At 40.8% G+C, this 26248-nt stretch carries 24 protein-coding genes; 4 read left to right on the top strand and 20 right to left on the bottom strand.

The genetic code is table 11. From position 1 onward, the window contains the following. Window positions 1-7: 7 nt before the first annotated feature. The 5 genes from atpB to HMPREF9188_RS04790 form a co-directional block, all read right to left on the bottom strand. Complete coding sequence (gene atpB / locus HMPREF9188_RS04805) at window positions 8-721, bottom strand: F0F1 ATP synthase subunit A (protein WP_000392854.1); 714 nt, start codon at window positions 719-721, stop codon at window positions 8-10. Window positions 722-755: 34 nt separating this feature from the next. Then, window positions 756-956, bottom strand: coding sequence for a F0F1 ATP synthase subunit C (locus HMPREF9188_RS04800; RefSeq protein ID WP_001054552.1), 201 nt, complete (start codon window positions 954-956; stop codon window positions 756-758). A gap of 231 nt (window positions 957-1187) precedes the next feature. Then, window positions 1188-1499, bottom strand: coding sequence for a CHY zinc finger protein (locus HMPREF9188_RS10190; protein ID WP_080566831.1), 312 nt, complete (start codon window positions 1497-1499; stop codon window positions 1188-1190). Between the two features lie 14 nt (window positions 1500-1513). Beyond that, the gene (locus tag HMPREF9188_RS04795) at window positions 1514-2800 is read right to left on the bottom strand and encodes a peptidase U32 family protein (RefSeq protein WP_009730079.1); all 1287 of its coding nucleotides are present in this window, start codon (window positions 2798-2800) and stop codon (window positions 1514-1516) included. Between the two features lie 137 nt (window positions 2801-2937). Then, complete coding sequence (locus HMPREF9188_RS04790; RefSeq protein ID WP_000936179.1) at window positions 2938-3636, bottom strand: GntR family transcriptional regulator; 699 nt, start codon at window positions 3634-3636, stop codon at window positions 2938-2940. Window positions 3637-3776: 140 nt separating this feature from the next. Between HMPREF9188_RS04790 and guaA the strand changes: the two genes are divergently transcribed. Then, window positions 3777-5339, top strand: coding sequence for a glutamine-hydrolyzing GMP synthase (guaA, locus tag HMPREF9188_RS04785; protein ID WP_000065699.1), 1563 nt, complete (start codon window positions 3777-3779; stop codon window positions 5337-5339). Window positions 5340-5421: 82 nt separating this feature from the next. On the opposite strand, the gene ffh is transcribed toward guaA, so the two are convergent. The 5 genes from ffh to HMPREF9188_RS04760 all read right to left on the bottom strand — a co-directional run bounded on the left by ffh (window position 5422) and on the right by HMPREF9188_RS04760 (window position 10239). Beyond that, a complete protein-coding gene (gene ffh / locus HMPREF9188_RS04780; RefSeq protein ID WP_000863600.1) occupies window positions 5422-6993 on the bottom strand; it encodes a signal recognition particle protein in 1572 nt (523 codons plus the stop codon). Window positions 6994-7012: 19 nt separating this feature from the next. Beyond that, window positions 7013-7228: a hypothetical protein gene (locus tag HMPREF9188_RS10690; RefSeq protein ID WP_000534888.1), complete on the bottom strand. Its 216-nt coding sequence runs from the start codon at window positions 7226-7228 to the stop codon at window positions 7013-7015. A 2-nt stretch (window positions 7229-7230) separates the two neighbouring features. Continuing rightward, on the bottom strand, window positions 7231-7563 hold the full coding sequence (locus HMPREF9188_RS04770; protein WP_000402068.1) for a putative DNA-binding protein: 333 nt from the start codon (window positions 7561-7563) through the stop codon (window positions 7231-7233). A 142-nt stretch (window positions 7564-7705) separates the two neighbouring features. Continuing rightward, window positions 7706-8902, bottom strand: coding sequence for an elongation factor Tu (gene tuf, locus HMPREF9188_RS04765; RefSeq protein WP_009730078.1), 1197 nt, complete (start codon window positions 8900-8902; stop codon window positions 7706-7708). 227 nt (window positions 8903-9129) lie between these two features. Beyond that, window positions 9130-10239 (bottom strand): AI-2E family transporter, encoded by a 1110-nt coding sequence (locus tag HMPREF9188_RS04760; protein WP_000489824.1) that lies wholly within the window; start codon window positions 10237-10239, stop codon window positions 9130-9132. 104 nt (window positions 10240-10343) lie between these two features. Between HMPREF9188_RS04760 and pbp3 the strand changes: the two genes are divergently transcribed. Further along, the gene (pbp3, locus tag HMPREF9188_RS04755; protein ID WP_009730077.1) at window positions 10344-11579 is read left to right on the top strand and encodes a D-alanyl-D-alanine carboxypeptidase PBP3; all 1236 of its coding nucleotides are present in this window, start codon (window positions 10344-10346) and stop codon (window positions 11577-11579) included. Window positions 11580-11614: 35 nt separating this feature from the next. Here pbp3 and sdbB read toward each other — a convergent pair whose 3' ends face one another. From sdbB to HMPREF9188_RS04710, 9 genes are all read right to left on the bottom strand, one after another. Further along, window positions 11615-12160 carry a thiol-disulfide oxidoreductase-associated lipoprotein SdbB gene (gene sdbB / locus HMPREF9188_RS04750; protein ID WP_000755589.1) on the bottom strand — a complete coding sequence of 182 codons (546 nt, stop codon included), beginning with the start codon at window positions 12158-12160 and terminating at the stop codon, window positions 11615-11617. An 11-nt stretch (window positions 12161-12171) separates the two neighbouring features. Continuing rightward, window positions 12172-12879: a thiol-disulfide oxidoreductase-associated membrane protein CcdA2 gene (gene ccdA2, locus HMPREF9188_RS04745; protein ID WP_009730076.1), complete on the bottom strand. Its 708-nt coding sequence runs from the start codon at window positions 12877-12879 to the stop codon at window positions 12172-12174. Window positions 12880-13006: 127 nt separating this feature from the next. Next, the gene (locus HMPREF9188_RS04740; protein WP_009730075.1) at window positions 13007-13867 is read right to left on the bottom strand and encodes a methionyl aminopeptidase; all 861 of its coding nucleotides are present in this window, start codon (window positions 13865-13867) and stop codon (window positions 13007-13009) included. Window positions 13868-13882: 15 nt separating this feature from the next. Next, window positions 13883-15160, bottom strand: a complete 1278-nt coding sequence (spxR, locus tag HMPREF9188_RS04735; RefSeq protein ID WP_000033801.1) for a CBS-HotDog domain-containing transcription factor SpxR — start codon at window positions 15158-15160, stop codon at window positions 13883-13885. Continuing rightward, a complete protein-coding gene (locus HMPREF9188_RS04730; RefSeq protein WP_009730074.1) occupies window positions 15153-15704 on the bottom strand; it encodes a GNAT family N-acetyltransferase in 552 nt (183 codons plus the stop codon). The genes spxR and HMPREF9188_RS04730 overlap by 8 nt, the downstream gene beginning before the upstream one ends. A gap of 15 nt (window positions 15705-15719) precedes the next feature. Next, entirely contained in the window at window positions 15720-16979 is a 1260-nt protein-coding gene (locus HMPREF9188_RS04725; RefSeq protein WP_009730073.1) for a UDP-N-acetylglucosamine 1-carboxyvinyltransferase, read from the bottom strand. Between the two features lie 157 nt (window positions 16980-17136). Continuing rightward, window positions 17137-18642, bottom strand: a complete 1506-nt coding sequence (gene pyk, locus HMPREF9188_RS04720; protein ID WP_009730072.1) for a pyruvate kinase — start codon at window positions 18640-18642, stop codon at window positions 17137-17139. Between the two features lie 64 nt (window positions 18643-18706). Continuing rightward, the gene (gene pfkA / locus HMPREF9188_RS04715) at window positions 18707-19714 is read right to left on the bottom strand and encodes a 6-phosphofructokinase (protein WP_000820879.1); all 1008 of its coding nucleotides are present in this window, start codon (window positions 19712-19714) and stop codon (window positions 18707-18709) included. Window positions 19715-19795: 81 nt separating this feature from the next. Continuing rightward, window positions 19796-22897: a DNA polymerase III subunit alpha gene (locus HMPREF9188_RS04710; protein WP_009730071.1), complete on the bottom strand. Its 3102-nt coding sequence runs from the start codon at window positions 22895-22897 to the stop codon at window positions 19796-19798. A 386-nt stretch (window positions 22898-23283) separates the two neighbouring features. Here HMPREF9188_RS04710 and HMPREF9188_RS04705 point away from each other — a divergent pair, with 386 nt between their 5' ends. Together HMPREF9188_RS04705 and HMPREF9188_RS04700 are read left to right on the top strand one after the other, a co-directional pair. Then, complete coding sequence (locus HMPREF9188_RS04705; protein ID WP_009730070.1) at window positions 23284-25557, top strand: Xaa-Pro dipeptidyl-peptidase; 2274 nt, start codon at window positions 23284-23286, stop codon at window positions 25555-25557. An 18-nt stretch (window positions 25558-25575) separates the two neighbouring features. Next, a complete protein-coding gene (locus HMPREF9188_RS04700; RefSeq protein WP_001043015.1) occupies window positions 25576-26046 on the top strand; it encodes an arginine repressor in 471 nt (156 codons plus the stop codon). Between the two features lie 35 nt (window positions 26047-26081). Here HMPREF9188_RS04700 and HMPREF9188_RS04695 read toward each other — a convergent pair whose 3' ends face one another. Beyond that, complete coding sequence (locus tag HMPREF9188_RS04695) at window positions 26082-26246, bottom strand: hypothetical protein (protein ID WP_000502578.1); 165 nt, start codon at window positions 26244-26246, stop codon at window positions 26082-26084. Window positions 26247-26248 lie beyond the last annotated feature (2 nt).

The following is a 26248-nucleotide window of genomic DNA, read 5'->3' as shown; positions in this document are numbered from 1 at the left end:
CTCCTTTCTACTCTTCATCATTAATTTTATTTCCTAGATACATTGAAGACAAGACTGTGAATACATAGGCCTGAACACAGGAAATAAACACAGAGAATGCCGTCCAGACAAGATTGGTAACAAATGCGACTGGATACCAATAAAGAGCCTGATGAGAAAGAGTAATAAGCAAGCTTGCCATCACTTCTCCGGCAAAGATATTCCCGAACACCCGCAAAGCAAGTGATAGGAAATTCGTGACTTCTTCAAGGAGATTCATCGGTGTCATAAAACCTGGGGTTACAAAACCTTTTAGATATTTTTTAATACCACGACGACGAATTCCTTCTATATGGGTCATCAGGATAATTCCAAATGACAAAGCCAAGTCAAACTGGAGATTTGCAGTTGGCGATGTCCAAAGGTTTGTCCCATCTGTAGTTTGAAGTTTCGCCATCAAACCAAGATTGTTTGCGATAACCATAAAAAGAAATAAACACAAGTAAAAGAGTGAGTAATCTTTCATGTACCGAGAACCTACGTTAGGTTCTGTAAATCCGACTACAAAGTCATAGAGATACTCTAGTACATTTTGCTTTCCTTTGGGTTTCACAGTCATATTACGACTTGCCCAATAGATAAAGCCAAAAATCAGTGCCACAGACAACAAAGTCAATGCTGTCAAGGTTAAATCAAAGGTAACAGGACCAATATTGATGGTTGGATTGATACTTTCTTCCATCTAGAATCCTCCCTTTTCCATTTTATACTTCTCTTTATTTGATGATAAATGAAAATACGAGAGTTACAAAGAATGTTCCTTCGATAAAGGCAATCCCCATGATCATCAAACTACGCAATTGTGGGATGATGTCTGGTTGGCGTGCTGCAGACTTGAACAAACCGTTCATCAAAAATCCTTCTGCAAGAGATACACCCATACAGGCAAGACATAGACCGAAAAATGTTAAATTCATGATGAATTCTCCTTTTATTTAAAATTTACTTACTTAGTTTAGTCCTAAAATTTGTTTTTGTCAACTTTTTACTTACGTTGGAAGCGTTTCAGATGATTTATTTTTATTTTTGCTATTTTTATACCACTGTATAGATAAGTTTCTCATTTTATGATGAAATGTGTTTCCACTTTCTCTATATTTTCCGAAATAAATTGAAAAATCCAAGTTTAGAACTTGGATAGATTCATTTTATTTGAAATAGTAGGAATAGTGTTGTTTACACCCTGGATTAAATGGAGATTTGCAATAAGGGCAGGCTATCTGCTTTTGATATTCTTGAAATGTTATTGTCCTCATACAAGCCCCACATAAAATCGGTCGATCCTCCGCAAGCGTCAAGGGGTAAGGTGAAAACAAATGCGTTTCTATAGCATTGTGGCACTGATAGCAAGCATAGTATTTTTTACACTCATAGCACTGGAGGGAAATAATATCCTTTTCACCATGATAGTGAACACATCTGCTTTCATTATCTACCAACAATCCTTGCACTTGAATCATTCACTTTTCCTTATCTAGGCACGAACTGTGACACTTGTCCCGTCTTCCTTATAGAGATTGATAAGACCTTCTTTGAGAGCTCGAACCATATCCCCAGCTTGCACAGGTTGAGGAACCTTAATGGTCAAGAGTTCCATTGGATTTGGAGCACGGTCGATTTTATTGCCTTTAGAATCGTGAAGATTTTCGATATAGGTTTCAAAATGACGGAAACCTGGTCCATAAAACTCAACTTGATCTCCTTCATTGATAACATTCCGTTGACGAATGGTTGCTGTCTGGGTTGCATCATCATAAGAAACCACCTCAGCGACAAACTTGTATTCAGGGATTTTACGACGTGCACCAAACAACTGTTCATTTTCTGTAGGTGTGCTATAGTAGAAACCTGTTGCCAATTCACGTTGGGCAACTTTCCACATCTCATCTACCAGGTCTTGTTTAATAGCTTCAAATTTTTCTGGGCTTTCAAGGTAAGCATCCACAGCCGCCTTGTAACAGTTGGTTACAGTGGAAACATAGTGGATAGATTTCATGCGGCCTTCAATCTTGAGACTGTCTACACCGTTTTCGATCATATCTGGAATATGGTCAATCATGGACATGTCAACGGCTGACATCGAAAATTCTTCTGGAATTTCACCTTTAAGACTCTTGCGTTCTTGACCAAAAGGCATGTCGTAAAGGTCGTATTTCCAACGGCAAGACTGCGAACAACCACCACGGTTGGCATCACGCATACTCATGTGGTTTGATAGCGTACAGCGACCTGAGTAGGAAATACACATGGCTCCGTGAACAAAGGCTTCAATTTCTACATCAGTGCGTTTGCGAATCTCTGCCAATTCTTCCATTGAAACCTCACGCGCCAAAACGACACGAGTCAAGCCCAGTTCTTTCCAAAATTCAAGCGTTTCATAGTTCGTCGCACTGGCTTGGGTAGAGAGGTGGATTTCAAGACCTGGTGCTTCTGTTGCTGCAATCATAATCAAGGCCGGATCTGACACGATAACTGCCGCAATCCCAATGTCACGCAACTTACGGAACCACTCACCAGCCCCAGCTTCATTTCCTTCGTGCATAACCATGTTGGCAGCTACATAGACCTTGGCACCATACTCGGCAGCGAACTGCACGCCTTCTTCCATCTGTTCAAAGGTGAAGTTTCCTGCACGGCTACGAAGACCATAAGCTTGTCCACCTATAAAAACAGCATCAGCTCCATACCGAACAGCCACTTTTAGCTTCTCTAAAGTCCCTGCAGGCGATAAAACCTCAGGACGTTTTAATGTTTTTGTCATTTTTTCTCCTATTTGCAATATAAAAGTTTGACGTTTTTCCTTCTCATTTTATAGTAAATAAAGGATAAAATCAAGCCTAGACAGATTGTTTTGACAATTCTAATCTTTTAAGAAAACAAAAAACTAGCCTTTCTAGACTAGTTATTTTCAAGATAAAATTCAAAGCGTTCACCCACGTATTGACTCTTTACATATTCAAAAGCTGTCCCATCTTCAAGATAAGAAACCTGAGTCAAGGCTAAAATCGCATGCCCCTTTTCGACTTCTAAATAGTCAGCAATTTTTTCCTTAGCCAATCTCGCATAAATGGTCTGTTGGGATTTGCCAATCCGGTAGCCATACTGCTGCAAGGTTTGAAAAAAGTGACTGGTGATTTCTTCTTTTTTGAAATCCTTAATAAATTTCTCAGGAATGGATGCGACCTCATAGACTAGAGGAACTTGGTCAGCATAACGCACCCGTTCCATGCGGATAATATTCTCTGTTGGAGTAATCCCCAGCTTTGCGACCTCTTGCTCATTTGGAATGGTTCTTCTGTAAGAAATGAGTTGGCTGGAAGGTACTTTCCCCTGAGATTTGACAATCTCCGTAAAACTGGTTGTTCCTCGCATTTTTTCTTGGACACGAGTGCTAGAGACAAAAGTCCCACTTCCTACACGACGCTCCAAAACTCCTTCCTCAACCAAGAGAGAGATAGCTTGGCGTAATGTCATCCGGCTAACTTGAAACTGTTCAGCTAAATCTCGCTCACTTGGAAGCCTCTCTCCGATTTTCCAATGATGCTCATCTATATCCTTCTTGATCTGATCGTGGATTTTCATATAAGCTGGTAACATGATTCTCACTTCTTTTCTTTATTTTCTCCATTGTACCGTATTTGCTAAGAAAAAGTCAAACTTTGCCTTGTTTAGTTGGTAATTCGCCCCTATTTGTGATAGAATATTGAAAAAGATATTTCTTTTGAGAAAGGAAAAAGATGAGCAACATTTCAACTGATTTGCAAGATGTCGAAAAAATCATCGTGCTGGACTATGGTAGCCAATACAACCAGCTGATTTCACGCCGTATTCGTGAAATTGGTGTTTTTTCTGAGCTAAAAAGTCACAAAATCTCAGCTGCAGAGGTTCGTGCGATTAACCCTGTAGGGATTATCCTCTCTGGCGGACCAAATTCTGTATACGAAGATGGTTCATTTGATATTGACCCAGAAATTTTTGAACTTGGCATTCCAATTTTGGGAATCTGCTACGGTATGCAACTTTTAACTCATAAACTTGGAGGAAAAGTTGTTCCTGCAGGTGATGCTGGTAACCGCGAGTATGGCCAATCACCACTTACTCATACCACTTCTGCCCTCTTTGAAGGGACTCCTGAAGAACAGATTGTTTTGATGAGTCATGGCGATGCTGTTACAGAGATTCCAGCTGATTTTGTTCGTACTGGCACTTCTGCTGACTGTCCTTATGCAGCTATTGAAAACCCAGAAAAGCACATTTACGGTATCCAATTCCACCCAGAAGTGCGCCATTCTGTATACGGAAATGATATCCTTCGCAACTTTGCCCTTAACATCTGTAAGGCTAAAGGCGACTGGTCAATGGACAACTTCATCGACATGCAGATCAAGAAAATCCGTGAAACTGTAGGTGACAAGCGTGTTCTTCTAGGTCTATCAGGTGGTGTTGACTCTTCTGTTGTTGGGGTTCTTCTTCAAAAAGCAATCGGTGATCAATTAATCTGTATCTTTGTAGATCACGGTCTTCTCCGTAAGGGAGAGGCTGACCAAGTTATGGACATGCTTGGTGGTAAGTTTGGTTTGAATATCGTCAAAGCAGACGCTGCAAAACGCTTCCTTGACAAACTTACTGGCGTTTCTGATCCTGAGCAAAAACGGAAAATCATTGGTAACGAATTTGTTTATGTCTTTGATGACGAAGCAAGCAAGCTAAAAGATGTAAAATTCCTTGCTCAGGGAACGCTTTACACTGACGTGATTGAGTCTGGTACAGATACAGCCCAAACCATCAAGTCACACCACAACGTTGGTGGTCTTCCAGAAGACATGCAGTTTGAATTGATTGAACCATTGAACACTCTTTATAAAGACGAAGTCCGTGCCCTCGGTACAGAGCTTGGTATGCCAGACCACATCGTATGGCGCCAACCATTCCCAGGACCAGGTCTCGCTATCCGTGTCATGGGTGAAATCACTGAAGAAAAACTAGAAACTGTTCGTGAGTCTGATGCTATCCTTCGTGAAGAAATCGCTAAAGCTGGACTTGACCGTGATATCTGGCAATATTTCACTGTCAACACAGGCGTTCGTTCAGTTGGTGTTATGGGTGATGGTCGTACTTATGACTACACGATTGCCATTCGTGCTATCACTTCTATCGATGGTATGACAGCTGACTTTGCCAAGATTCCTTGGGAAGTCCTTCAAAAGATTTCTGTACGTATCGTCAACGAAGTGGACCACGTTAACCGCATCGTCTACGATATTACAAGTAAACCACCTGCAACCGTTGAGTGGGAATAGGCCAATCGCACTTAAAAAGAACTCTGAATCAGATTCAGAGTTCTTTTTTATATGCAGGGAAAGCATTTCTGCTTTCCTTTTTTTATTTGCGTTTCTTCTTCGCTTTTTTCATTTTGTTGGCCATGCGTTTCATAGACTGTTTCATGGCGAATTCGCCAATTTTACCTTTAAGTCCGCCACCAAACATCTGGGTCATATCTGGCATGCCTGCTCCTCCGAGAGCTGACATATCCGGCATACTACCTTGCCCCATCATTCCTTCAAGGGCAGACATATCCATTCCTCCCATATTTGGCATATTTTTAGGGAGGTTATTTGGATTGATGCCCATTTGTTTCATCATCTTGTTCATATCACCAGACATGACACCTTGCATGAGCTGTTTGGCCTGGTTAAAGTCCTTGATGAATTTATTGACTTCGACAAAGGTATTTCCAGAACCTGCAGCAATACGACGGCGACGACTTGGATTTAACAAATCAGGGTTTTCACGTTCTTCAGGTGTCATCGAAGATACGATGGCACGTTTGCGCGCAATCTGGCGCTCATCCACCTTCATATTTTGAAGGGCAGGATTGTTAGCCATACCTGGAATCATCTTGAGCAAGTCTTCCATAGGCCCCATGTTTTGCACCTGATCCAATTGATCAATGAAATCATTGAAATCAAAGGTGTTTTCACGCATCTTTTCAGCCATTTCAAGGGCTTTCTGCTCATCGTATTCCTGAGAAGCTTTCTCAATCAAGGTCAGCATATCCCCCATGCCAAGGATACGGCTTGACATACGGTCTGGGTGGAAGGTTTCGATATCTGTAATCTTTTCACCCGTACCAGTGAACTTGATAGGTTTACCAGTGATGTGGCGAACAGACAAAGCCGCACCACCACGAGTATCCCCATCAATCTTGGTAAGGATAACACCAGTCACTTCTAACTGAGCATTAAACTCACGGGCAACATTAGCCGCCTCCTGACCAATCATGGCGTCCACTACAAGTAGAATTTCGTTTGGTTGGGCCAATGCTTTTACGTCACGAAGCTCATTCATGAGAAGTTCATCAATCTGTAAACGACCTGCCGTATCGATCAAGACATAGTCGTTATGATTGGCTTGTGCTTGCTCCAAACCTTGACGAACAATCTCAACAGCTGGAACCTCTGTTCCAAGTGCAAAGACAGGAACATCAATCTGTTGTCCAAGTGTTTTCAGCTGATCGATGGCTGCTGGACGATAAATATCTGCCGCAATCATCAAAGGACGAGCATTTTCTTCCTTCTTGAGTTTATTAGCCAGCTTACCAGCAAAGGTCGTTTTACCAGCCCCTTGCAAACCGACCATCATAATAATCGTAGGAATTTTTGGTGACTTGATAATCTCTGCCGTATCGGAACCTAAAACAGCCGTCAGTTCCTCATCAACGATTTTGATAATCTGTTGTGCTGGATTAAGGGTATCAATGACGTCGTGCCCTACTGCACGCTCACGAACCTTCTTGATAAAATCCTTTACAACAGGCAAGGCAACGTCAGCTTCCAGCAAGGCCAAACGAATCTCTTTGGTTGCTTCTTGGACATCAGCCTCAGAAATTTTTCCCTTTTTACGTAGATTTTTAAAGACGTTCTGCAAACGTTCTGTTAAACTTTCAAATGCCATTTTTTTCTCCTATGTTTCATTAATTCGGTGGAAAACGTCCAAAATCTTGTAAACAAACAAGTTCTTCTGGAGTGACTTCTTTCATTATCTCATTTGGATATCCCCAACAGCTAAATCCCTCTTGAAGAGCTCGGGAGATAGAATCAGGTGAGAGGATTTGTAGTCTTATGGGAAAAGGGTCCTCAGCAGCTAATAGTGTACAGGGTATACCTTTGTAGATGACTATACTTCCCACACTTATTCTCTATTATCAATGCTTGTTAAAACTTCTATCTGCTCCTGCAGAAAGTCATCCTTGGGATAACGCTCCAAGATCTGATCAAAAATCTGACTGCGGACAATATAGTCCGAATACATGTGCAATTTCATCTCATAATCTTCTAGAATCTTTTCCGTCCGCTTGATATTATCATAAACAGCTTGGCGACTAACACCGAACTCTTCAGCAATCTCCGCAAGACTGTAATCATCTGCATAGTAGAGTTCAATATAATTCATCTGCTTATCTGTCAAAAGCGCAGCATAAAATTCAAAAAGTGCATTCATGCGATTGGTTTTTTCGATTTCCATAACCTTTATTATACCAAAAAATCTATCATATAGCTATACTAGAAGGCCTTCTTACAAAAATAGAACTAAAAAAAGAACCTTGCAAAGCAAGATTCTTTTAATGTCTGACTTAAATAATTCTTCTTCTGGGAACTTAATCGAATTAAGCTTCGATTTCTGTAACCATACCTGAACCAACAGTACGTCCACCCTCACGGATAGAGAATGTAGTACCTTGTTCTACGGCGATTGGGTGGATCAACTCAACGTCGATAGTCACGTTATCACCAGGCATTACCATTTCAGTACCTGCTGGAAGTTCGATTGAACCTGTAACGTCAGTAGTACGGAAGTAGAATTGTGGGCGGTAGTTGTTGAAGAATGGAGTGTGACGTCCACCTTCTTCTTTAGTAAGGATGTAGACTTCACCTTTGAATTTAGTGTGTGGGTTGATTGAACCTGGTTTAGCGATAACTTGTCCACGTTCGATTTCGTCACGTTGAATACCACGAAGAAGTACACCTACGTTATCTCCGGCAAGACCTTCATCAAGTTGTTTACGGAACATTTCAACACCAGTAACAACTGCTTTTTGAGTTTCGTCTTTGATACCAACGATTTCGATTTCGTCGTTGACACGAACAGTACCACGGTCGATACGTCCTGAAGCAACAGTACCACGTCCAGTGATTGAGAATACGTCTTCGACTGGGAGAAGCAATGGTTTATCTGTATCACGTTCTGGTTCTGGGATGTACTCATCAACAGTATCCATCAATTCCATGATGATGTCTTCATATTTAGTATCACCTTCAAGTGCTTTAAGAGCTGAACCTTGGATAACTGGAAGATCGTCGCCTGGGAAGTCGTATTCTGACAAGAGGTCACGGATTTCCATTTCAACCAATTCAAGCAATTCTTCGTCGTCTACCAAGTCAATTTTGTTCATGAAGACGATAAGGTGTTTAACACCAACTTGACGTGAAAGAAGGATGTGTTCACGAGTTTGTGGCATTGGTCCGTCAGTTGAAGCTACTACAAGGATAGCTCCGTCCATTTGAGCGGCACCAGTGATCATGTTTTTAACGTAGTCCGCGTGTCCTGGAGCGTCGATGTGAGCATAGTGACGTTTTGCAGTTTCATACTCAACGTGCGCAGTGTTGATAGTGATACCGCGTTCGCGTTCTTCTGGAGCAGCATCGATAGACGCATAGTCTTTAGGTTGGTTAACTGCTGAAGGCAAGCGACGTGCCAAAACAGTTGTGATAGCTGCAGTCAAAGTAGTTTTACCGTGGTCAACGTGTCCGATAGTACCAATGTTAACGTGTGGTTTACTACGATCGTATTTTTCTTTTGCCATTTGAGTAAAAGCCTCCAATAAAATATATTTTATAGATAGACAGTAGGCAATACAGTCTAACTTTCCTTACTATTTTATCAAATTTCTGCTAAATTGCAAGTGTTTTACACATATTTTATGAATTAATCTGAATCTTACAAAGTGCTGTTCTTCTGCTTCTTTATACAATTCAAGCTTATTTCATTCTAGCGATATTATGCTCACAAAAAAATCAGGTTCCCCTGATTCTAAATAGATTCTGATTTTTCCAGTTCTTTAGCTTCCTTATGATTTTCATATAATTTCGCCAAGAACTTAGTGATTTCTTTGAGAATAGAATAGGTTGGCACTGCTACAATCATCCCTATGACGCCGTAGATATTACTTGACAGTAAGAGGAGTACCAAAATCGTAATCGGGTGTACTTTCATAACCCCTCCAACGATACGTGGATAGAGAACATTTCCATCAATCTGTTGAATAATAAGCATATAAGCAACCGCAATCAACATACGATGAGGATCCGTGAACACATTGGCAATCACCATCGGAATCAAGCCTATACTTGGACCAACATAAGGAATCAAATTTGCGATTCCAGAGAAAATAGCAAAAACAAGAGCGTACTTTAAGCCGATAACGCTATAACCAATATAGGCTAAACATCCGATAATAACGGCATCAATTGCAATTCCACTGATGTAGCGCGCTATAGTTGCATTGAGATTGGTTAAGAGGCTAGAGAGATTTAATTTGTCATGTTTTAAGACAGTTCGTTCCAACATAGGCAGCAACTTACGTCCATCTAACAAGAAATAAATCAAGAAGACGGGGGTCATAATGAGAATCAGAACTGTACTAAACAAGGCTGAAAGGACGCTTCCTAAACTGTTGCTGACGCTATTCAGAATATTCTGTAGGATATCCACATAGGAGAGATTAAGTTGTTGAATGGTTTGTTGAATATCAATATTTTGGAAGACTGGATTCATGGACAAATCAATGATCAAATCTTGTAGTCTACTATAGATGTTTTGACTAGAAATAATCAAGCTTGTCAACTGATTAATCAAAATCGGTAAGAGATAAACAACACCTACAACGATGGCACCAATTAAAGCACAGAGAGTGACCAAGACACCAATTAGACGATTAATCTTACATCTCTTTTCTAAAAAGGTAACGATTGGATTGGTAATGTAGTAAAAAAATCCACCAAGCAAAAATGGAATCATGATGGTATTCACAACCGTCACAAAGGGAGTAATGATGGCACCCATTTCTCTCCAAAGATAGAAAATCAGTGTTAATAATAAAATTTCAGCTGTCCAAAAAAATAATTTGTTTCTACGGAACATAGGCATCCTCCTTGTCTCTATTTTATCATATTTCTTAAAAAGATAAGATGGCTTTAGTAAAAAAGCGAGAATATTTTTTTTCTTTATGATAAAATAAAGCTAATATGAAAAAAATAATTTTATCTTTTATAACACTTTTTGTTTTTGGAACAGCTTCTACTGTTTCTGCTCAGGAGTTTGACGTTGCTGCTAAACATGCCATTGCTGTCGAGGCTACAACTGGAAAAATCCTCTACGAAAAAGATGCAAATCAGCCTGTAGAAATTGCTTCTATTACGAAACTAGTTACAGTTTATTTGGTCTATGAAGCCTTGGAACAAGGGACTATCAGTCTATCAACACCTGTTGATATTTCGGACTATCCTTACAAACTTACAACTAATTCTGAGGCCAGTAACGTCCCTATGGAAGCTCGAAATTATACTGTTGAACAACTATTAGAGGCTACAATGGTATCCAGTGCAAACAGCGCTGCGATTGCGCTAGCAGAAAAGATTGCTGGTTCTGAGAAAGACTTTGTAGACAAGATGAGGGCTAAACTTCTTGAATGGGGAATCCAAGATGCTACTATTGTAAACACTACTGGTTTAAATAATGAGACCCTTGGCGATAATATCTATCCTGGTTCTAAAAAAGACGATGAAAACAAGTTGAGTGCATACGACGTTGCAATCGTCGCTCGTAATCTCATCCGAGATTATCCTCAAGTTTTGGAAATCACTAAAAAGCCAACTTCTACTTTTGCTGGACTTGAAATCCACTCAACCAACTATATGTTGGAAGGAATGCCAGCCTATCGTGGTGGTGTCGACGGTTTGAAAACAGGTACTACCGACAAAGCCGGTGCCTCTTTCGTTGGAACAACCGTTGAAAAAGGAATGCGTATCATTACGGTTGTTTTAAATGCGGACCAACAAGATAGCAACCCTTATGCACGTTTTACTGCAACTTCTTCACTTTTAGATTATGTTTCTGCGAACTTTGCTTTAAAAACTGTCGTTCAGAAAGGCGAAACCTACAAAGATAGTAAAGTGACAGTCCTTGACGGGAAAGAAGATAAGGTAGCCGCAATTGCTAAGTCAGATATTGCAATCGTCCAACGAGTTGGAAGTGAAACAACATCAGCTCTTCAATTCACACCAAAATCAGAAATAGCCCCACTGGAAGAAGGCAAGGTTGTCGGTACTCTAACCTATGACGATCAGGATTTGGTCGGTCAAGGTTATCTCACTTCTGAAAAACCTTCTTTTGAAATGGTCGCTGAAAAGAAAGTAGAAAAAGCCTTCTTTTTGAAGGTTTGGTGGAATCAATTTATCCGCTTTATCAATGAAAAACTATAAAAAAAATCGCGAACAATCGCGATTTTTTCTTTATTTCATTTCATCTCTTTAAAAGCTGCTTCCGCATCTGCATTGCTAATAGCACCGAACTGAATTTTCCCGATTTTACCCTGACTGTCAATCAAGTATTCCGTTGGAATACTACGAATTTGGTAGGCTTGAAAGGCGGTTGCTTGGGTATCATACAAAACTGGTATATCCTTGTAGCCTTGTTCTTGAAACCATTTTGGAAAGTCTTGAACTGTTTTTTCACCTTGTAGACCTGGTGCAATGACACTCAAGATTTCAAAGTCTCGATCTTGTTTGGCAGCTAATTCCATCAGCTCAGGCATGCTTTTTTTACATGGTCCACACCAAGATGCCCAGAATTTCAAATAGACCTTTTTCCCTTTATAGTCTGATAACTTCACTTCTTTGCCATCCATAGACTGCAAGGTAAAGTCTGGCGCATCCTTACCCACTGCGATTTGTTGTACAGCAGGTTGTTTTGGACTGCTTGTCTGTTTGGTTTCTTTTTCACCACAGGCAATCAACAAGAATAGAGACATGAGGCTCAATCCAGCAAAAATAACTTTTTTCATTTTTTCTCCTTTTATCCAAGAATTCCTGACAAGGCATTTAACTGCCCTAGCATTAATAATAATCCCATCAAAATAATCAAAGCTCCCCCGATTTTCTTTAGTAGAATCATATGGGGTTTTAATTTACTAAAATAGGGCATAATCCAGCCCGAAGCTAAGGCCAAAACAAGGAAAGGAAGAGCCATCCCCAATGTGTACACTAAGGTTAGTATGGCTCCTTGCCAAGCACCACTCCCTCCTGAAGCCGCTAGAGCTAAGACCGAACTTAATACTGGTCCGATACAAGGGGTCCAACCAAAACTAAAGGTTATCCCAAGTAAAAAGGCTGACAGATAGTGATTAGACTTTGATTGTTTGAAGGTGACTGTCTTTTGAACCTCCAGTTTATTGAAATGCAAGATTTCCATCTGGTGAAGCCCTAAAAGAATAATGACTGTCCCCATAGCATAACGAAACCAGTCTGCATAGAGCATGTGCCCTAGGAATCCAGCTCCAAATCCTAGAATAAAGAAAATGAGGGAGATTCCTGCAATAAAACACAAGGTCCGAATTAAGCCTGACCAGGCAACGTCTCTTCCAAAAAAGCGGAAACTTTTCGAATTTCCCTGATCATCCAGTAAAATACCAGCATAGACAGGTAGCAAAGGAAAGATGCAGGGTGAAAAGAAGGACAGAATACCTGCTAAAAAAACGGATACTAGAAATATAATCGACTCCAACGAATTACCTACTTTCTCAAAATTCTAATCTTATTTTACTATAAAAGAAAAAAATTGTAAGAAGTCTGCTACGCTTATCCTTTTTATCTCGACTAGGTACAAAAAAAGGAGCTAAGCTCCCTTTATTTTAATACGTTCCTTCTTCACCTTGACTAGTCAAGATAACTGGACCGTCTTTGGTAATCACGAACTGGTGTTCATACTGGCAAGACAGTCCACCATCTATAGTCTTATGAGCCCAGCCAGTCTTCATATCTGTATCGATTTCCCAGTCACCAGTATTGATCATGGGTTCAATGGTTAGTACCATTCCTTCACGGAGGCGGAGTCCACGGCCTGCAATACCGTAGTTAGGGACCATTGGCTCCTCGTGCATAGTTGGACCAACACCATGACCAACCAAATCACGAACGACACCGTAACCGCGACTTTCAGCGTATTCTTGAATGGCTGCACCGATATCACCGATACGATTGCCAACAACCGCTTTCTCAATCCCTATATACATAGCTTCCTTGGTCACGTCCATCAAGTGTTTCACTTCTTCAGACGGTGTACCAACCGCATAAGCCCAACATGAGTCTGCTAAACCACCAGTATAGTTTTGGGTGTATTTTTTCATTTGCTCAACATTGTTGAAGTTAAGTTTAGATACATTGAGGTCGGATTTGGCAATCGGACCACCCAGTACCATGTCAACCTTGAGCAAATCGCCATCTTTCAAGATGTAATGACGTGGAAAAGCGTGAGCTACTTCGTCGTTGAGAGAGCAACAAGTGGCATAGGGGTAATCCATGACTGCACCATCCACACCAATCTGTAAAGGAAGAAAATTCTCCTCTTTGCAACGTCGACGAACGTACTCTTCGACTTCCCACATATCTACGCCTGGCTTAATCAAATCACGTAAGCCGATATGGATACTTGCTAGGAAATCACCAGCCTTGTCCATGGCTTCGATTTCACGTGCTGATTTTAAAGTTATCATTTTTTCTCCTAGATTCTAATTAATTTTAACCGTAACATTTGCTTTTGAAACAATCTGATGCCCATGATAAATATCATAATCAATAATAGCTGAGCGTCTCGTGTGGTGAATAATCCGAGCCTGAATCCGCAGAGTATCATCTATCTGCACAGCCTGCAAGAAATAAATCAACATCTGCTCAATGATGAGATTACGTCCGCTATTCACAACGAGGTCTTGGGTCATATGGTTGAGGATTTCAGCCAAGACTCCATTAGCAAGGACACCATTTTTCTCCAGCATGAAGGGCTCAACAGTAATGACGACCTCATCATGATGATAAGAGAGTTTTTGCCCGATTTGTTCTGAGAAAGTTGGCAAAGCTGAAACCTGAGAACGGCTCATCTTTTCCATGACATCTCGTCGTGTTACGACACCGAGTAGGGTTTGGTTGCTTCTAACTACCGGAACCATCTCAAAGTCTTCTGCAATCATTCGTTGACTGACATTGGCAATATTGGTCGCCAATCCTGTTACGAAGATGCTGCGCGTCATCACCTTGTCAATCGTCGTGCTGGGAGACTTGTCTCCTGCGTCACGCATAGTAACAACCCCAACAACCACTTGGTGTTGGTTAACAACTGGAAAACGGCTACTTCTGTTCTTACGAACCAAGTCTAGATAGTCTTTGACTGTATCGGTTTCTCTCAAAAAACCATACTCATGACTGGGACGATAGAGCTTTTCAACTGTCAGAATATCGGTTTTGATTTGAACGTTTGAGAGAGCTTTGTTAATCATGGTCGCTACTGTAAAAGTGTCATCTTTACTTCTTAGAACTGGAATCCCTTTTTTATTGGCCAACTCAAGAACATCATCCTGAACATGAAAACCACCTGTCACGAGGACCGCATTTTCATTTTCCAAGGCTAGAAGCTGAATGCGAGTACGGTCACCTACGATCACAAGACCACCATCATGGAGATAGGATCGGATATTCTGCTCTGTCATGGCCCCAATGGAAAATTTGCTAAACTCTCTCTCCAGCCCTTCCTGACCGGCTAAAACCTCAGAGGAGGTGACTTCAGCGATTTCAGCATAGGTTAGCCGTTCAATAGCCACTTTCTTTGGCTTAACTCGTATGGTTCCACTACGTGGCCGAGTTTCAACGATGCCACGATTTTCAGCTTCTTTGATAGCTCGGTAGGCGGTTCCATCACTAACACCTAGGTGATTAGAGATACTGCGAACACTAACTCTTTTCCCAATTGGCAACTCTTCCAGATAGGACAAAATTTCCTGGTGTTTACTCATTGAATTCTCCTTTTATATATCGAAATTCAAGATAGTCCCTCATTTTTCGTGTATAGCGGTCGCTCCCCTTAAACTGTCGGAAGAGACTAAAGCCTGATTTTAAGGCTACTTTTTGACTAGCTTGATTCTCCAGATGAGTGATGATGGATAATTGTTTTAAACCAAATTCTTCAAATGAAAGCTGACATAGCTTGGTAACCACTTCTGTCATATAACCTTGTGACCAAGAATCCTTTTTTAAGAAATAACCAATTTCTGCTTCTTTTTTGATTTCATCAATCTTTTCAAATTTAATGGAGCCAATCATTTCCTGATTTCCTTGGAGACAAATTGCCCAAACACCTAAAGGAGCCTTCATAAAATAGTTGGCAAGCGCGTATTGACTTTCTTCTAAACTTGATTGACTGGGAAAAATAAACTGTAAATTTTCAGGATTGGAAGCAATCTCGAAAAACGCTTGACTGTCACTAAAAAAGAAAGGACGCAAATACAAGCGCTCCGTTTCAAAAAAAGAAAACATTGCTAATTTGGTCCAAATATTCATAATCACCTCAACGGTTTAGTCTTCAACGAGTGTAATATCCGCTCCAAGACTACGCAATTTCTCAATAATATCTGAGTAGCCTCGCAGGATAAACTCAATATTTGTAATTTCAGTTTTACCTTCAGCCATCAAACCAGCAATAACAAGCGCTGCACCAGCTCGCAAGTCTGTAGCTTTTACGCTTGCCCCGTGCAATCTACGACCACCGTTGTAGATAATATGATCATTCGTAGTCGTAATATCCGCATCCATTTTTGCTAATTCAAAAACATGGTTAACACGTTTCTCATAAATCGTATCAATAATGGTTCCACGACCTTGAGCAGTCAGCAATAGCGGAGTTATTGGCTGTTGCAAATCGGTTGCAAATCCAGGATAAGGAGCTGTTTTGATATTGATGGCCTTCAAATCAGACTGCTCTTCAACGAAGATACTATCTTCTGAGACCGTCATATGAACGCCCATTTCCTCTAGTTTGGCGATAAAACCTTCTAAGTGCTCGTAGAGAACGTTGTTAATACGGATTCCTTTTCCTACCGCTGCAGCAAGTGAAATATAGGTTCCAGCTTCGATACGGTCTGGAATGACTTGGTGACGCGTTCCATGAAGTTTCTCAACACCATCAATAATGATAATATCAGTCCCTGCACCACGAATGTGAGCGCCCATATTGTTCAAAAGGGTAGCAACATCGATAATTTCCGGTTCACGAGCCGCATTTTCAATGACAGTACGCCCCTTAGCTTTGACCGCAGCAATCATAGTGTTAATCGTTGCACCAACGCTAACGGTATCCATGTAAATACTTGCGCCATGAAGTCCCTTACCTTGGGCAGATAAATTCATATTATCTCCCTCATAGCTAACTTTAGCACCCATGGCCTCAAAGGCTTTTAAGTGAAGATCAATCGGACGAGGCCCCAGATCACATCCACCAGGAAGTCCAACTGTAGCTTCACCAAAGCGACCTAAGAGACTTCCGTAGAAATAATAAGAAGCACGCAAGCTATTAATCTTACCATAAGGCATAGGAATATTTTGAACACCTCTTGGATCGATTTCCAAGACATCATCATAACGCTTAACAGTTGCCCCCATAATCTCCATAATTTCGACAAGACTAGCAACGTCTGAAATGTCTGGAACACAATCTAAAGTGACAATATCATCTGATAAGATAATAGCTGGAATAAGTGCTACAACACTATTTTTAGCACCACTAATGGTGATCTCACCTTGCAATGGACGTCCACCATTGATGACAATTTTTCTCATGTTTTACTCTTTCAAAATTTACTAAAAAGGTCTTTTCGTTCTATTATACCACAATTTTCAATTTTTTCCCATTCCTATTGATTAAACATTCCATTTCGATAAAAAAACCTATCATTCAAGCTGAACAGCTTGATATGATAGGCTTTGTAATGTTAGATTAGCGTACAGTGCGGATGCGCATTGTGTTTGTACGAACAGCTTCGCCAAGTGGCACACCTGCAACGATAACAATATCATCACCAGATTCTACCAAACCTTGCTCAACTGCAATTCTTTCAGCGAGATCAAACATATCATCAGTGTTTGATGGGCGATCAGTGGTTACTGGAATAACTCCCCAGTTCAACATCAAACCACGCTGAGTCAATTCATCGAAAGTGATTGCCAAGATATCAGCATCTGGACGGTATTTAGAAATCAAACGAGCAGTGTGACCTGTCTTAGTAAGAGTAACCACCAACTTGATATTCATAGAATTTGTCGCATCCTTAACAGCTGAAGCCATAACCTCAGTCTTAGAATTACGTGGCAAGTTAACAAACGACAAGCGACCGTATTCTTTCAAAAGGGTTTGAGCATTCTTGTCAATTGTTGCCATTGTACGAACAGATTCAAGTGGGTATTTACCGTTTGCAGACTCACCTGAAAGCATTGTAGCGTCAGTACCGTCGATAACAGCGTTAAATACGTCTGATACTTCTGAACGAGTGGCACGTGGTTTTTCAGTCATTGTTTCAAGCATGTTTGTTGCTGTGATAGCGACTTTACCAGCTGCATTCACTTTAGTGATGATCATTTTTTGGTAAACTGGAACCATTTCGAATGGTACTTCAATACCCATGTCACCACGAGCGATCATGATACCGTCAGCAGCTTCAATGATTTCATCCAAGTTGTCGATACCTTGTTGGTTTTCGATTTTAGCGAACAATTGAACGTGACCGTTACCAGTTTCTTCACAGATTGCACGAACTTCGTTAACGTCTTTTGCAGTACGTACGAATGAAATCGCGATGAAGTTAATACCTTGTTCAAGACCAAAGCGGATATCATCGTTATCACGTTCAGCAAGAGCTGGGAAAGGAATTTTAGTGTTAGGGATATTTACACCTTTTTGTTTAGCAATCACACCGTCATTTTCCACTTCAACTACAAATTCACGAGTTGCATCGTCTTTTTCTACAACGCGAAGACCAAGTTTACCATCGTCAACCAATACTTGGCGACCAACTTCAACGTCATCATAGATGTCAAGAGCACCAGCAACGTTCAAAGCAATCACTTCACGAGTTGATTTGATTCCTTGTTTAGTTGCAACACGGATTTTTTCACCAGTTTTGTATGAGTACTCTTTAGCTTCACCTTCGAACAACTCAGTACGGATTTCTGGTCCTTTAGTATCAAGAAGGAAACCAACTTTCTTACCTGCAAGTTTTTCTGCAAGTTTAACAGTTGCCATACGTTCACCTTGTTCTTGGTGGTCACCGTGTGAGAAGTTGAAACGGAAAGTGTTAGCTCCCGCTTCAATCAATTTAGCAATGTTTTTTGCTGAAGCTTCAACGTCAAGTTTTTCACCCCAGTATCCGTCATCACCGAATTTCTTTCCACCACGGATTTCAACCGCAGGACCCAAAGTTGCAACGATTTTTACACGTTTATTCATGATTTGTGACTCCTTTATATAATTTGACCTTTTATGGTCATTTTACCAGATTAGTTAAAGTTGATTATGACAAGCTCTTATTCAAGCTAGCAAGTTCAAGGTCAGCTTTGTGAGGGTTGTTAACAACGATTTTGCCATCAGCTGTTAGGCTGAACAAGGCTCCTTCTTCTGCTGTTCCAAGAATTGGGTTTTCAACCATTTTTTCGTTACGGATACCAACAGCGACACCACCGATTCCTTGTTTGAGAAGTTTAACAGCGTGTGCTCCCATACGTGACGCTAATACACGGTCACGAGCGGTTGGTGAACCACCACGTTGGATATGTCCAAGCTCAGTCACACGAAGGTCACTAGTATCTCCTGCTTCCTTGAGTTTCTTACCAAATTCATCGGCAGACATAACCCCCTCGGCCAAAACGATGATGTTGTGTTTTTTACCACATTCATAACCAGCTTTGATACTAGCTACGATATCTTCCATCTTGAAGCCTTCTTCAGGGATAATGATTTCATCAGCACCAGTTGCAATACCTGCCCAAAGTGCGATATCGCCAGCATTACGTCCCATTACTTCAACAACGAAAGTACGACGGTGACTTGATGATGTATCACGAATCTTATCGATTGCATCCATTGCAGTAGTAACTGCAGTATCAAATCCGATTGTGAAGTCAGTACCTACGATATCGTTATCAATTGTACCTGGAAGTCCGATAGCAGGGAATCCATGCTCAGTCAAGCGCATAGCTCCGTGATAAGAACCGTCACCACCGATAACAACGACACCTTCGATACCGTGTTTTTTCAACTGCTCAATCCCTTTAAGTTGGCCTTCAAGTTGTGCAAACTCAGGGTAACGAGCAGAGTGAAGGAAAGTACCACCACGGGAAATGATGTCTCCTACTGAAGCAGCATCAAGTGGATAAATTTCGCCGGCAACCATACCTGCATACCCATCATAGATACCAAAAACTTCCATTCCTTCTGAGATTGCTTGGCGAACTACTGCACGGATGGCAGCATTCATACCAGGGGCGTCTCCACCACTGGTCAAAACAGCAATACGTTTCATTTGGTTTTTGCTCCTTTTCCTTTTAACATTCTTACTGATTATACCACATTTAAATCGAAAATTCTTCTATTTTTCGTATTTTTAGCGATAAATCGTTTTCATGGTGATTTCCTTTAATTTCTCCTGTAAGGCAAGCTCTTTTTTTACAAAATGCCGTGTAGAAACAACTGTTTTTTGCTCCTCTTCATACCTGATAATCACAGGAATTGGGCCTTTGTATTGTTCTAGGATATTTGAAATCTCTTTATCGTATTCATGATTTTTAACTTGAATCCAGAATCGTTCCGCTACTGCTTCTTTCAAATCTTGTGCAATCATTTGCAAACGGCCATCTCGAGATTGAACCTTCCCATTGATATAGTAAAATTTCCCTTCGGAGAGGATGGGGGCGAATTTTCTATATTGATCTGAAAATACAGTCACATCCATCCGAGACTTACTGTCATGAACCTGTAGAAAGGCCATACTCTCGCCTTTCTTGGTTCGAATCACTTTTAGTTTTTGCACTTCAACTAGGAGAGTAGCTTGAGCTCCCTCGGTTAGATTAGTGATTGGAGTCGTCGGATATAGGGATTGTTTGGCAAAAGTTTGGAGAGGATGGGCACTGATACCTACCCCGATCAGTTCCTGCTCCTTGTAAAATTTTTCTGCCTCTGTAAAATCATCCGCCTCAGTCCAGCTATAGCTTGCATCTGCAAAGAGACCACCCAACTCCTCAACAAAAACAAATAGGTTGGGAAGGTTCACTAAGATTTTCTGGCGATTCTTGTCAAATTCATCAAAGAGCCCTAGTTCAACCAAAGGAGTCAAAAGCGACAGTTTCTTGTAATTCTTGGGAAGACGTGTGACAAAATCTTCAATGCTTGAGAAAGGACGATTTTCGATGATCCAGTAAGAAAAATCTCTTGGGATGCCCTTAATGGCTTTTAGACCAAGATATATTTTCTTCTGAGCAATTTTATCGTGGTAGGGAATGCTATTGATTGCTAACGGGGCTACTTCAAAGCCCATCTGCAATGCATCCACAATGTAATCGCTACTGGAATAATTCAACATGACTTGGAAGAAAATAGCAGGATAGTGTGTCTTGAAATAAGCAAGCTGGAAAGCCAGCGCTGAGTAGGCATAAGCGTGGGATCTGTTAAATCCATAGCCCGCAAACTTTTCCATCACTGCAAAGACTTGGTTAGCTTTTTCTTCTGAATGCCCCAATTTCATAGCTCCCGTGATAAAATCTTCCTTCATCAAATGCATCTCTTTAGCATTTTTCTTACCCATGGCTCGTCTGAGAATGTCAGCTTTACCAAGACTGAAACCTCCAAAGCGTTGAGCAACCTGCATGACCTGCTCTTGATAGAGCATGATACCGTAGGTTGATGACAGAATGTCCTCCAAGACAGGATCCAGCACCGTCACCTTTTCTTTACCGTGCTTCCGAGCGACAAAGTTATCAATATAATCACTAGCTCCTGGTCTGTTGAGCGAGGTTGTGGCTACTACCTCTTCAAAGACTTGTGGCTGAACTCGTTTCAAGAGTCGAATGGCGCCAGGTTGTTCAAATTGGAAAATCCCTTTGGTATTTCCAGCAGCAAAGAGGGCCAGCGTTTCCTTATCTTCCAAATCAATCTCTTCGATTCTCAGATGAACACCTTCTGACTCAGCCAGTAATTCCTGCATTTTTTGGACAAAGGTCAAGTTACGCAGACCTAGAAAATCCATTTTTAAAAGGCCATTAGCTTCAACTGCATGTGCATCATATTGGGTGATCAGCATATCCTCACCGTATTTGAGCGGGATATAGTCTGTCAGATCTTGGTCACTCATAACAACTCCTGCCGCATGGATAGAGGTCTGACGAGGATAACCTTCAATCTTTCGAGCAATCTCAAAAGCTTTTTGGTATTCAATCTTGCTATTGATAATCTGCCTAAACTGCAAATTCTTTTCATAGGCTGTCGTTAGCGTATCTCGGAAACTGATTTTTTTCGTAATATTTGTTAATTCGTACTCTGGAACGCCATAGCGTTTAAAAACATCACGAATTGCCTGTTTTGCTCCAAAGGTCGAATAAGTGACAATCTGTGCCACGTGTTGACTACCATACCGATCACGAACATAGCGAATGAACTCTGGTCTATAGAGGTCAGGGATGTCGATATCGATATCAGGCATGGTGTAACGCTCACGATTTAAAAAGCGCTCGAAAATCAGGTTCTTTTCAACCGGGTTAATTCCTGTAATATCCAGTGAGTAAGCTACTAGACTACCAACCGCAGAACCACGCCCCATTCCCATATAGTAGCCTTGGGAACGTCCAAAACGGAGCAAATCCCAAACTACAAGAAAATAATCGTCAAAGCCCATATCATGAATCACAGCTAATTCCTCATTCAGCCGCTCACGATAGAGAGCTGAGGTTAGCCCCTTGTCACTCAAGCCTTGTTCAGCCCTCTCTCGAAGTTCTTCTACTGCTGGTCTTTCAGGATTAAAGCGAGGAAGTTTTAAACTTGGGTCAATTTGATAGTTTACATTCTCTATCAAATCCTGGAGATTGGCAAGCGCCTGAGGGAAGCGATTCATAAAACGTGCTCCCAAGTCTGAGGCAGGTAGAAAGATTCCTTGTTGTGAATGCAGATCCACTTCTCTCAGGCTGACATTATCCTTGACTGCTGACAAGATTTGTAAAACCTGTAGGTCTTCTTTTTCAAAAGAGTTGACTTGATAGAGTGGAAGAATGGGTCTAGTAAAGACTTCTTGAGGAGTATCTGGACTAACACCGATAAAATAATCAACCCCCAAATCCAACTGTTCGACCCCATTAAAATAGGGAACAATAATGGCAACATCTTCGAGGTGGGAGGTGAAGTCAGACCAATTTTTCCGTCCAGTCATTTTTAAAGTGGATAACTTCATCAACTCTTGATAACCTTTAGTGGATAGGGCTAGAAAACGTAGAGAGAGATTCTCCTCATCTTTTACCAAGGTCATTTCTAAACCAATTAAAGGTTGAATTCCATGCTTACGAGTTGCTTCTAGAAAATGATAGGCTCCATAGAGATTATCCACATCCATGATAGCAAGGTGAGAATAGCCGTATTCTTTAGCCATTTGTACATATTTTTCAATCGAAACCACACTTTCCATAAAACTGTAAACAGTCTTGGTGTCGAGCTGCGCAATCATTTCTTCTCCTCCTTGCTTTCGTTTTACTACTATTATACCATTTTAAGTTGGATATTGAAGCAACTCGGATGCTTTCTTTTCAACATCAGCATTTACAACCTCTCCGTCTTTCTTCCCTTTAATTTTTAATATTATAAGATGGATTTGAATGTCATTTTAGACATTTTTATACTAAGTAAAGTATAATAAAGCCGGACTCTATATGCAATTTCACATATAAAAAATTCTAAGAAAAGGCTTTTTATTATAGTATTTATTCACTATTTTATAATAACTTACTAAATAGGTATTCCGCTTCACGAAATTTCTTGCATTAAAGTTTATTTATTCCATTTTTCCTTATTTTTTGATATAATAAATTCAGTCTGTTTTCAAAGGAGAGAACCATGCGTTTTAATCAATTTAGCTATCTTCCGACCACTAGTTCTCAACAATTAGATGAACTAGTAAGTCTTGGTCTGGAATTGTCACCTCAACTGCCCTTAAAAAAGCAATTTGAAGACTTCATCCGTTGGAGTTTTTTCACTTATTCTAACACGGATTATGCCTTATCCACTTTGGCCGCGGATAACGAAACAGATCTATTAACTTTTTTCCAATCAGAGCGTAATTTAACTGCTGATGTTTTCTACACGGTAGTTTTTCAACTTTTAGGGTTTAACTATCTTGTTGACTTTGAGGACGCCGAACAATTCCGTAAAGAAACTGGATTTCCTATTGTTTATGGAGATCTCATCGAAAATCTTTATCAGTTACTCAATACACGAACAAAAAAAGGAAATACGCTCATCGACCAACTGGTTAGTGACGGACTCATTTTAGAAGACAATCACTATCACTACTTTAACGGTAAGAGCTTGGTAACCTTCTCTACTCATGATGTCATTCGTGAAGTTGTGTATGTAGAGAGTCGTGTGGATACTGATAAAGACAGTCTCCCTGACTTAGTCAAGGTCAGCATTATTCGCCCGCGTTATGATGGACAGATTCCTTCAGTTATGACTGCCAGCCCTTATCACCAAGGGACCAACGTCAAAGCTAGCGATAAAGCTCTCTACAAAATGGAAGGAGAACTTGAGGTCAAACCTGCCCACACCATTGAGCTTGAGGAGCCTAAGCTGAATTTAGTCGAGCCTCTCGGCCAAGCTGAACTCGTCTCTGAAGCTGAAGAAAAGTTAGCTCATATCAATAGCTCATACACCCTCAACGACTACTTCCTCCCACGAGGATTTGCCAATCTCTATGTATCGGGTGTTGGTACCAGAGATTCCCAAGGTCTCATGACTAATGGGGACTACCATCAAATTGAAGCATATAAAAACGTGATTGACTGGCTTAATGGTCGTTGCCGGGCTTTCACGGACCACACGCGCAAACGTCAAGTCAAGGCTGATTGGTCAAACGGTAAAGTCGCAACAACAGGAATTTCCTATCTAGGGACCATGTCCAATGGACTTGCGACCACTGGTGTTGATGGCTTAGAAGTAATCATCGCAGAAGCAGGTATTTCCTCATGGTACAACTACTATCGGGAAAATGGTCTGGTGACTAGCCCAGGTGGTTATCCAGGTGAGGATTTTGACTCACTTGCTGAATTGACCTACTCCCGTAATCTCCTAGCTGGTGATTATATTCGTGGTAATGGAGCTCATCAGGCAGACTTAGAGAAGGTAAAAGAACAATTAGATCGCAAGACTGGTGACTACAATCAGTTTTGGCATGACCGCAACTATCTGCTCAATGCTCATAAGGTTCAAGCTGAGGTCGTCTTTACACATGGTTCTCAAGATTGGAACGTCAAACCTCTTCATGTTTACCAGATGTTTCATGCTCTTCCAACTCATATCAATAAGCACCTCTTTTTCCATCATGGTGCCCATGTCTATGTGAACAACTGGCAGTCCATTGACTTCCGCGAATCCATGAATGCCTTGTTAAGTAAGAAATTGTTAGGACTTGACTCAAGCTATCAACTCCCTACTATCATCTGGCAGGACAATACTGCACCGCAAACATGGCAGAGCCTTGACGACTTTGGCAAACAGAATAAACTGCATACTTTCCCACTTGGAACTGAAGAAAAGGTGATTCAAAACCAGTATGATCAAAAAGATTTTGAACGTTATGGAAAGACTTACCAGACCTTCAACACTGAACTTTACCAAGGAAAAGCTAATCAGATCACCATTGACCTCCCAGTAAGTCAAGACATTCACTTAAATGGTCGAGTGGAGCTGAAACTTCGTGTCAAATCAAGTACAAACAAGGGCTTATTGTCTGCTCAAGTCCTCCAACTAGGACAACAGAAGTACCTTCAACCCTATCCAGCGGTTCAATCAGTCCGAACAATTGATAATGGTCGTTACCACATGTTAGAAAATCTCTGTGAACTGCCATTCAATCCAAGTGCTCAACGTGTCATCACTAAAGGCTACCTCAATCTTCAAAACCGAGATGATCTCTTGACAATCGAAGAAATCCAACCAAATGAATGGATGGACTTCAAGCTAGAGCTTCAACCAACTATTTACAAACTTAAGGAAGGAGACATTCTCCGCTTAGTGCTCTACACAACAGACTTTGAGATTACAATTCGAGATAATACAGACTATCACTTGACTGTTGATTTAGCACAATCTACTATCACTATTCCCTCATAAAAGGAGCTATTAACACTTATGAACAAATCTGAACACAGACACCAACTTATTCGTGCCCTCGTTTCAAAAAATAAAATCCATACCCAAGCGGAATTGCAAGCCTTGTTAGCCGAAAACGATATCCAAGTTACACAGGCTACCTTATCACGCGATATCAAAACCATGAACCTTTCAAAAGTACGAGAAGAAGATCATTCTTACTACGTGTTAAATACAGGCTCTATCTCCAAGTGGGAAAAACGTCTTGAAAATTATATGGAAGATGCTCTTGTTATGTTGCGTCCTGTCCAACACCAAGTTATTTTGAAAACCTTACCCGGTTTAGCTCAATCATTTGGATCTGTAATTGATTCCTTGGACTTTCCAGATGTCATTGCAACGCTTTGTGGAGATGATGTCTGCATGATTATCTGTGAGGATGCTACAAAAGCGCAAGCTTGTTTTGAAAGTCTTAAAAAATATGCACCACCATTTTTCTTTGGTGAATAACACAAATCCCGTGATCAAAAAATCACGGGAATTTTTTATTTCTTGGACTGTGTTTCTTCTTTCTTTGTACGTGCTAATCGAAGGGCACGTTTAGGGTTGAGACGATTAAACAATTCTTCTAGTTTCTTTTCATTCCATACATCTGCTGCAGAAACAAAATTTCCATCTGCATCTCGGAATGATATCGGTTTATCTCCCATAT

The organism is Streptococcus sp. F0441 (assembly GCF_000314775.2).
Taxonomy (GTDB): Bacteria; Bacillota; Bacilli; order Lactobacillales; family Streptococcaceae; genus Streptococcus.
The sequence above is the reverse complement of the archived record's forward strand: the minus strand, read 5'-3'. Positions and strand labels throughout refer to the sequence as shown.

What these genes read in the sequence shown, in the direction of transcription:
- atpB (WP_000392854.1), bottom strand. Translation starts at nt 721, where the DNA reads ATGGAAGAAAGTATCAATCCAACCATCAATATTGGTCCTGTTACCTTT.
- HMPREF9188_RS04800 (WP_001054552.1), bottom strand. Translation starts at nt 956, where the DNA reads ATGAATTTAACATTTTTCGGTCTATGTCTTGCCTGTATGGGTGTATCT.
- HMPREF9188_RS10190 (WP_080566831.1), bottom strand. Translation starts at nt 1,499, where the DNA reads ATGATTCAAGTGCAAGGATTGTTGGTAGATAATGAAAGCAGATGTGTT.
- HMPREF9188_RS04795 (WP_009730079.1), bottom strand. Translation starts at nt 2,800, where the DNA reads ATGACAAAAACATTAAAACGTCCTGAGGTTTTATCGCCTGCAGGGACT.
- HMPREF9188_RS04790 (WP_000936179.1), bottom strand. Translation starts at nt 3,636, where the DNA reads ATGTTACCAGCTTATATGAAAATCCACGATCAGATCAAGAAGGATATA.
- guaA (WP_000065699.1), top strand. Translation starts at nt 3,777, where the DNA reads ATGAGCAACATTTCAACTGATTTGCAAGATGTCGAAAAAATCATCGTG.
- ffh (WP_000863600.1), bottom strand. Translation starts at nt 6,993, where the DNA reads ATGGCATTTGAAAGTTTAACAGAACGTTTGCAGAACGTCTTTAAAAAT.
- HMPREF9188_RS04770 (WP_000402068.1), bottom strand. Translation starts at nt 7,563, where the DNA reads ATGGAAATCGAAAAAACCAATCGCATGAATGCACTTTTTGAATTTTAT.
- tuf (WP_009730078.1), bottom strand. Translation starts at nt 8,902, where the DNA reads ATGGCAAAAGAAAAATACGATCGTAGTAAACCACACGTTAACATTGGT.
- HMPREF9188_RS04760 (WP_000489824.1), bottom strand. Translation starts at nt 10,239, where the DNA reads ATGTTCCGTAGAAACAAATTATTTTTTTGGACAGCTGAAATTTTATTA.
- pbp3 (WP_009730077.1), top strand. Translation starts at nt 10,344, where the DNA reads ATGAAAAAAATAATTTTATCTTTTATAACACTTTTTGTTTTTGGAACA.
- sdbB (WP_000755589.1), bottom strand. Translation starts at nt 12,160, where the DNA reads ATGAAAAAAGTTATTTTTGCTGGATTGAGCCTCATGTCTCTATTCTTG.
- HMPREF9188_RS04740 (WP_009730075.1), bottom strand. Translation starts at nt 13,867, where the DNA reads ATGATAACTTTAAAATCAGCACGTGAAATCGAAGCCATGGACAAGGCT.
- spxR (WP_000033801.1), bottom strand. Translation starts at nt 15,160, where the DNA reads ATGAGTAAACACCAGGAAATTTTGTCCTATCTGGAAGAGTTGCCAATT.
- HMPREF9188_RS04730 (WP_009730074.1), bottom strand. Translation starts at nt 15,704, where the DNA reads ATGAATATTTGGACCAAATTAGCAATGTTTTCTTTTTTTGAAACGGAG.
- HMPREF9188_RS04725 (WP_009730073.1), bottom strand. Translation starts at nt 16,979, where the DNA reads ATGAGAAAAATTGTCATCAATGGTGGACGTCCATTGCAAGGTGAGATC.
- pyk (WP_009730072.1), bottom strand. Translation starts at nt 18,642, where the DNA reads ATGAATAAACGTGTAAAAATCGTTGCAACTTTGGGTCCTGCGGTTGAA.
- pfkA (WP_000820879.1), bottom strand. Translation starts at nt 19,714, where the DNA reads ATGAAACGTATTGCTGTTTTGACCAGTGGTGGAGACGCCCCTGGTATG.
- HMPREF9188_RS04710 (WP_009730071.1), bottom strand. Translation starts at nt 22,897, where the DNA reads ATGATTGCGCAGCTCGACACCAAGACTGTTTACAGTTTTATGGAAAGT.
- HMPREF9188_RS04705 (WP_009730070.1), top strand. Translation starts at nt 23,284, where the DNA reads ATGCGTTTTAATCAATTTAGCTATCTTCCGACCACTAGTTCTCAACAA.
- HMPREF9188_RS04700 (WP_001043015.1), top strand. Translation starts at nt 25,576, where the DNA reads ATGAACAAATCTGAACACAGACACCAACTTATTCGTGCCCTCGTTTCA.
- HMPREF9188_RS04695 (WP_000502578.1), bottom strand. Translation starts at nt 26,246, where the DNA reads ATGGGAGATAAACCGATATCATTCCGAGATGCAGATGGAAATTTTGTT.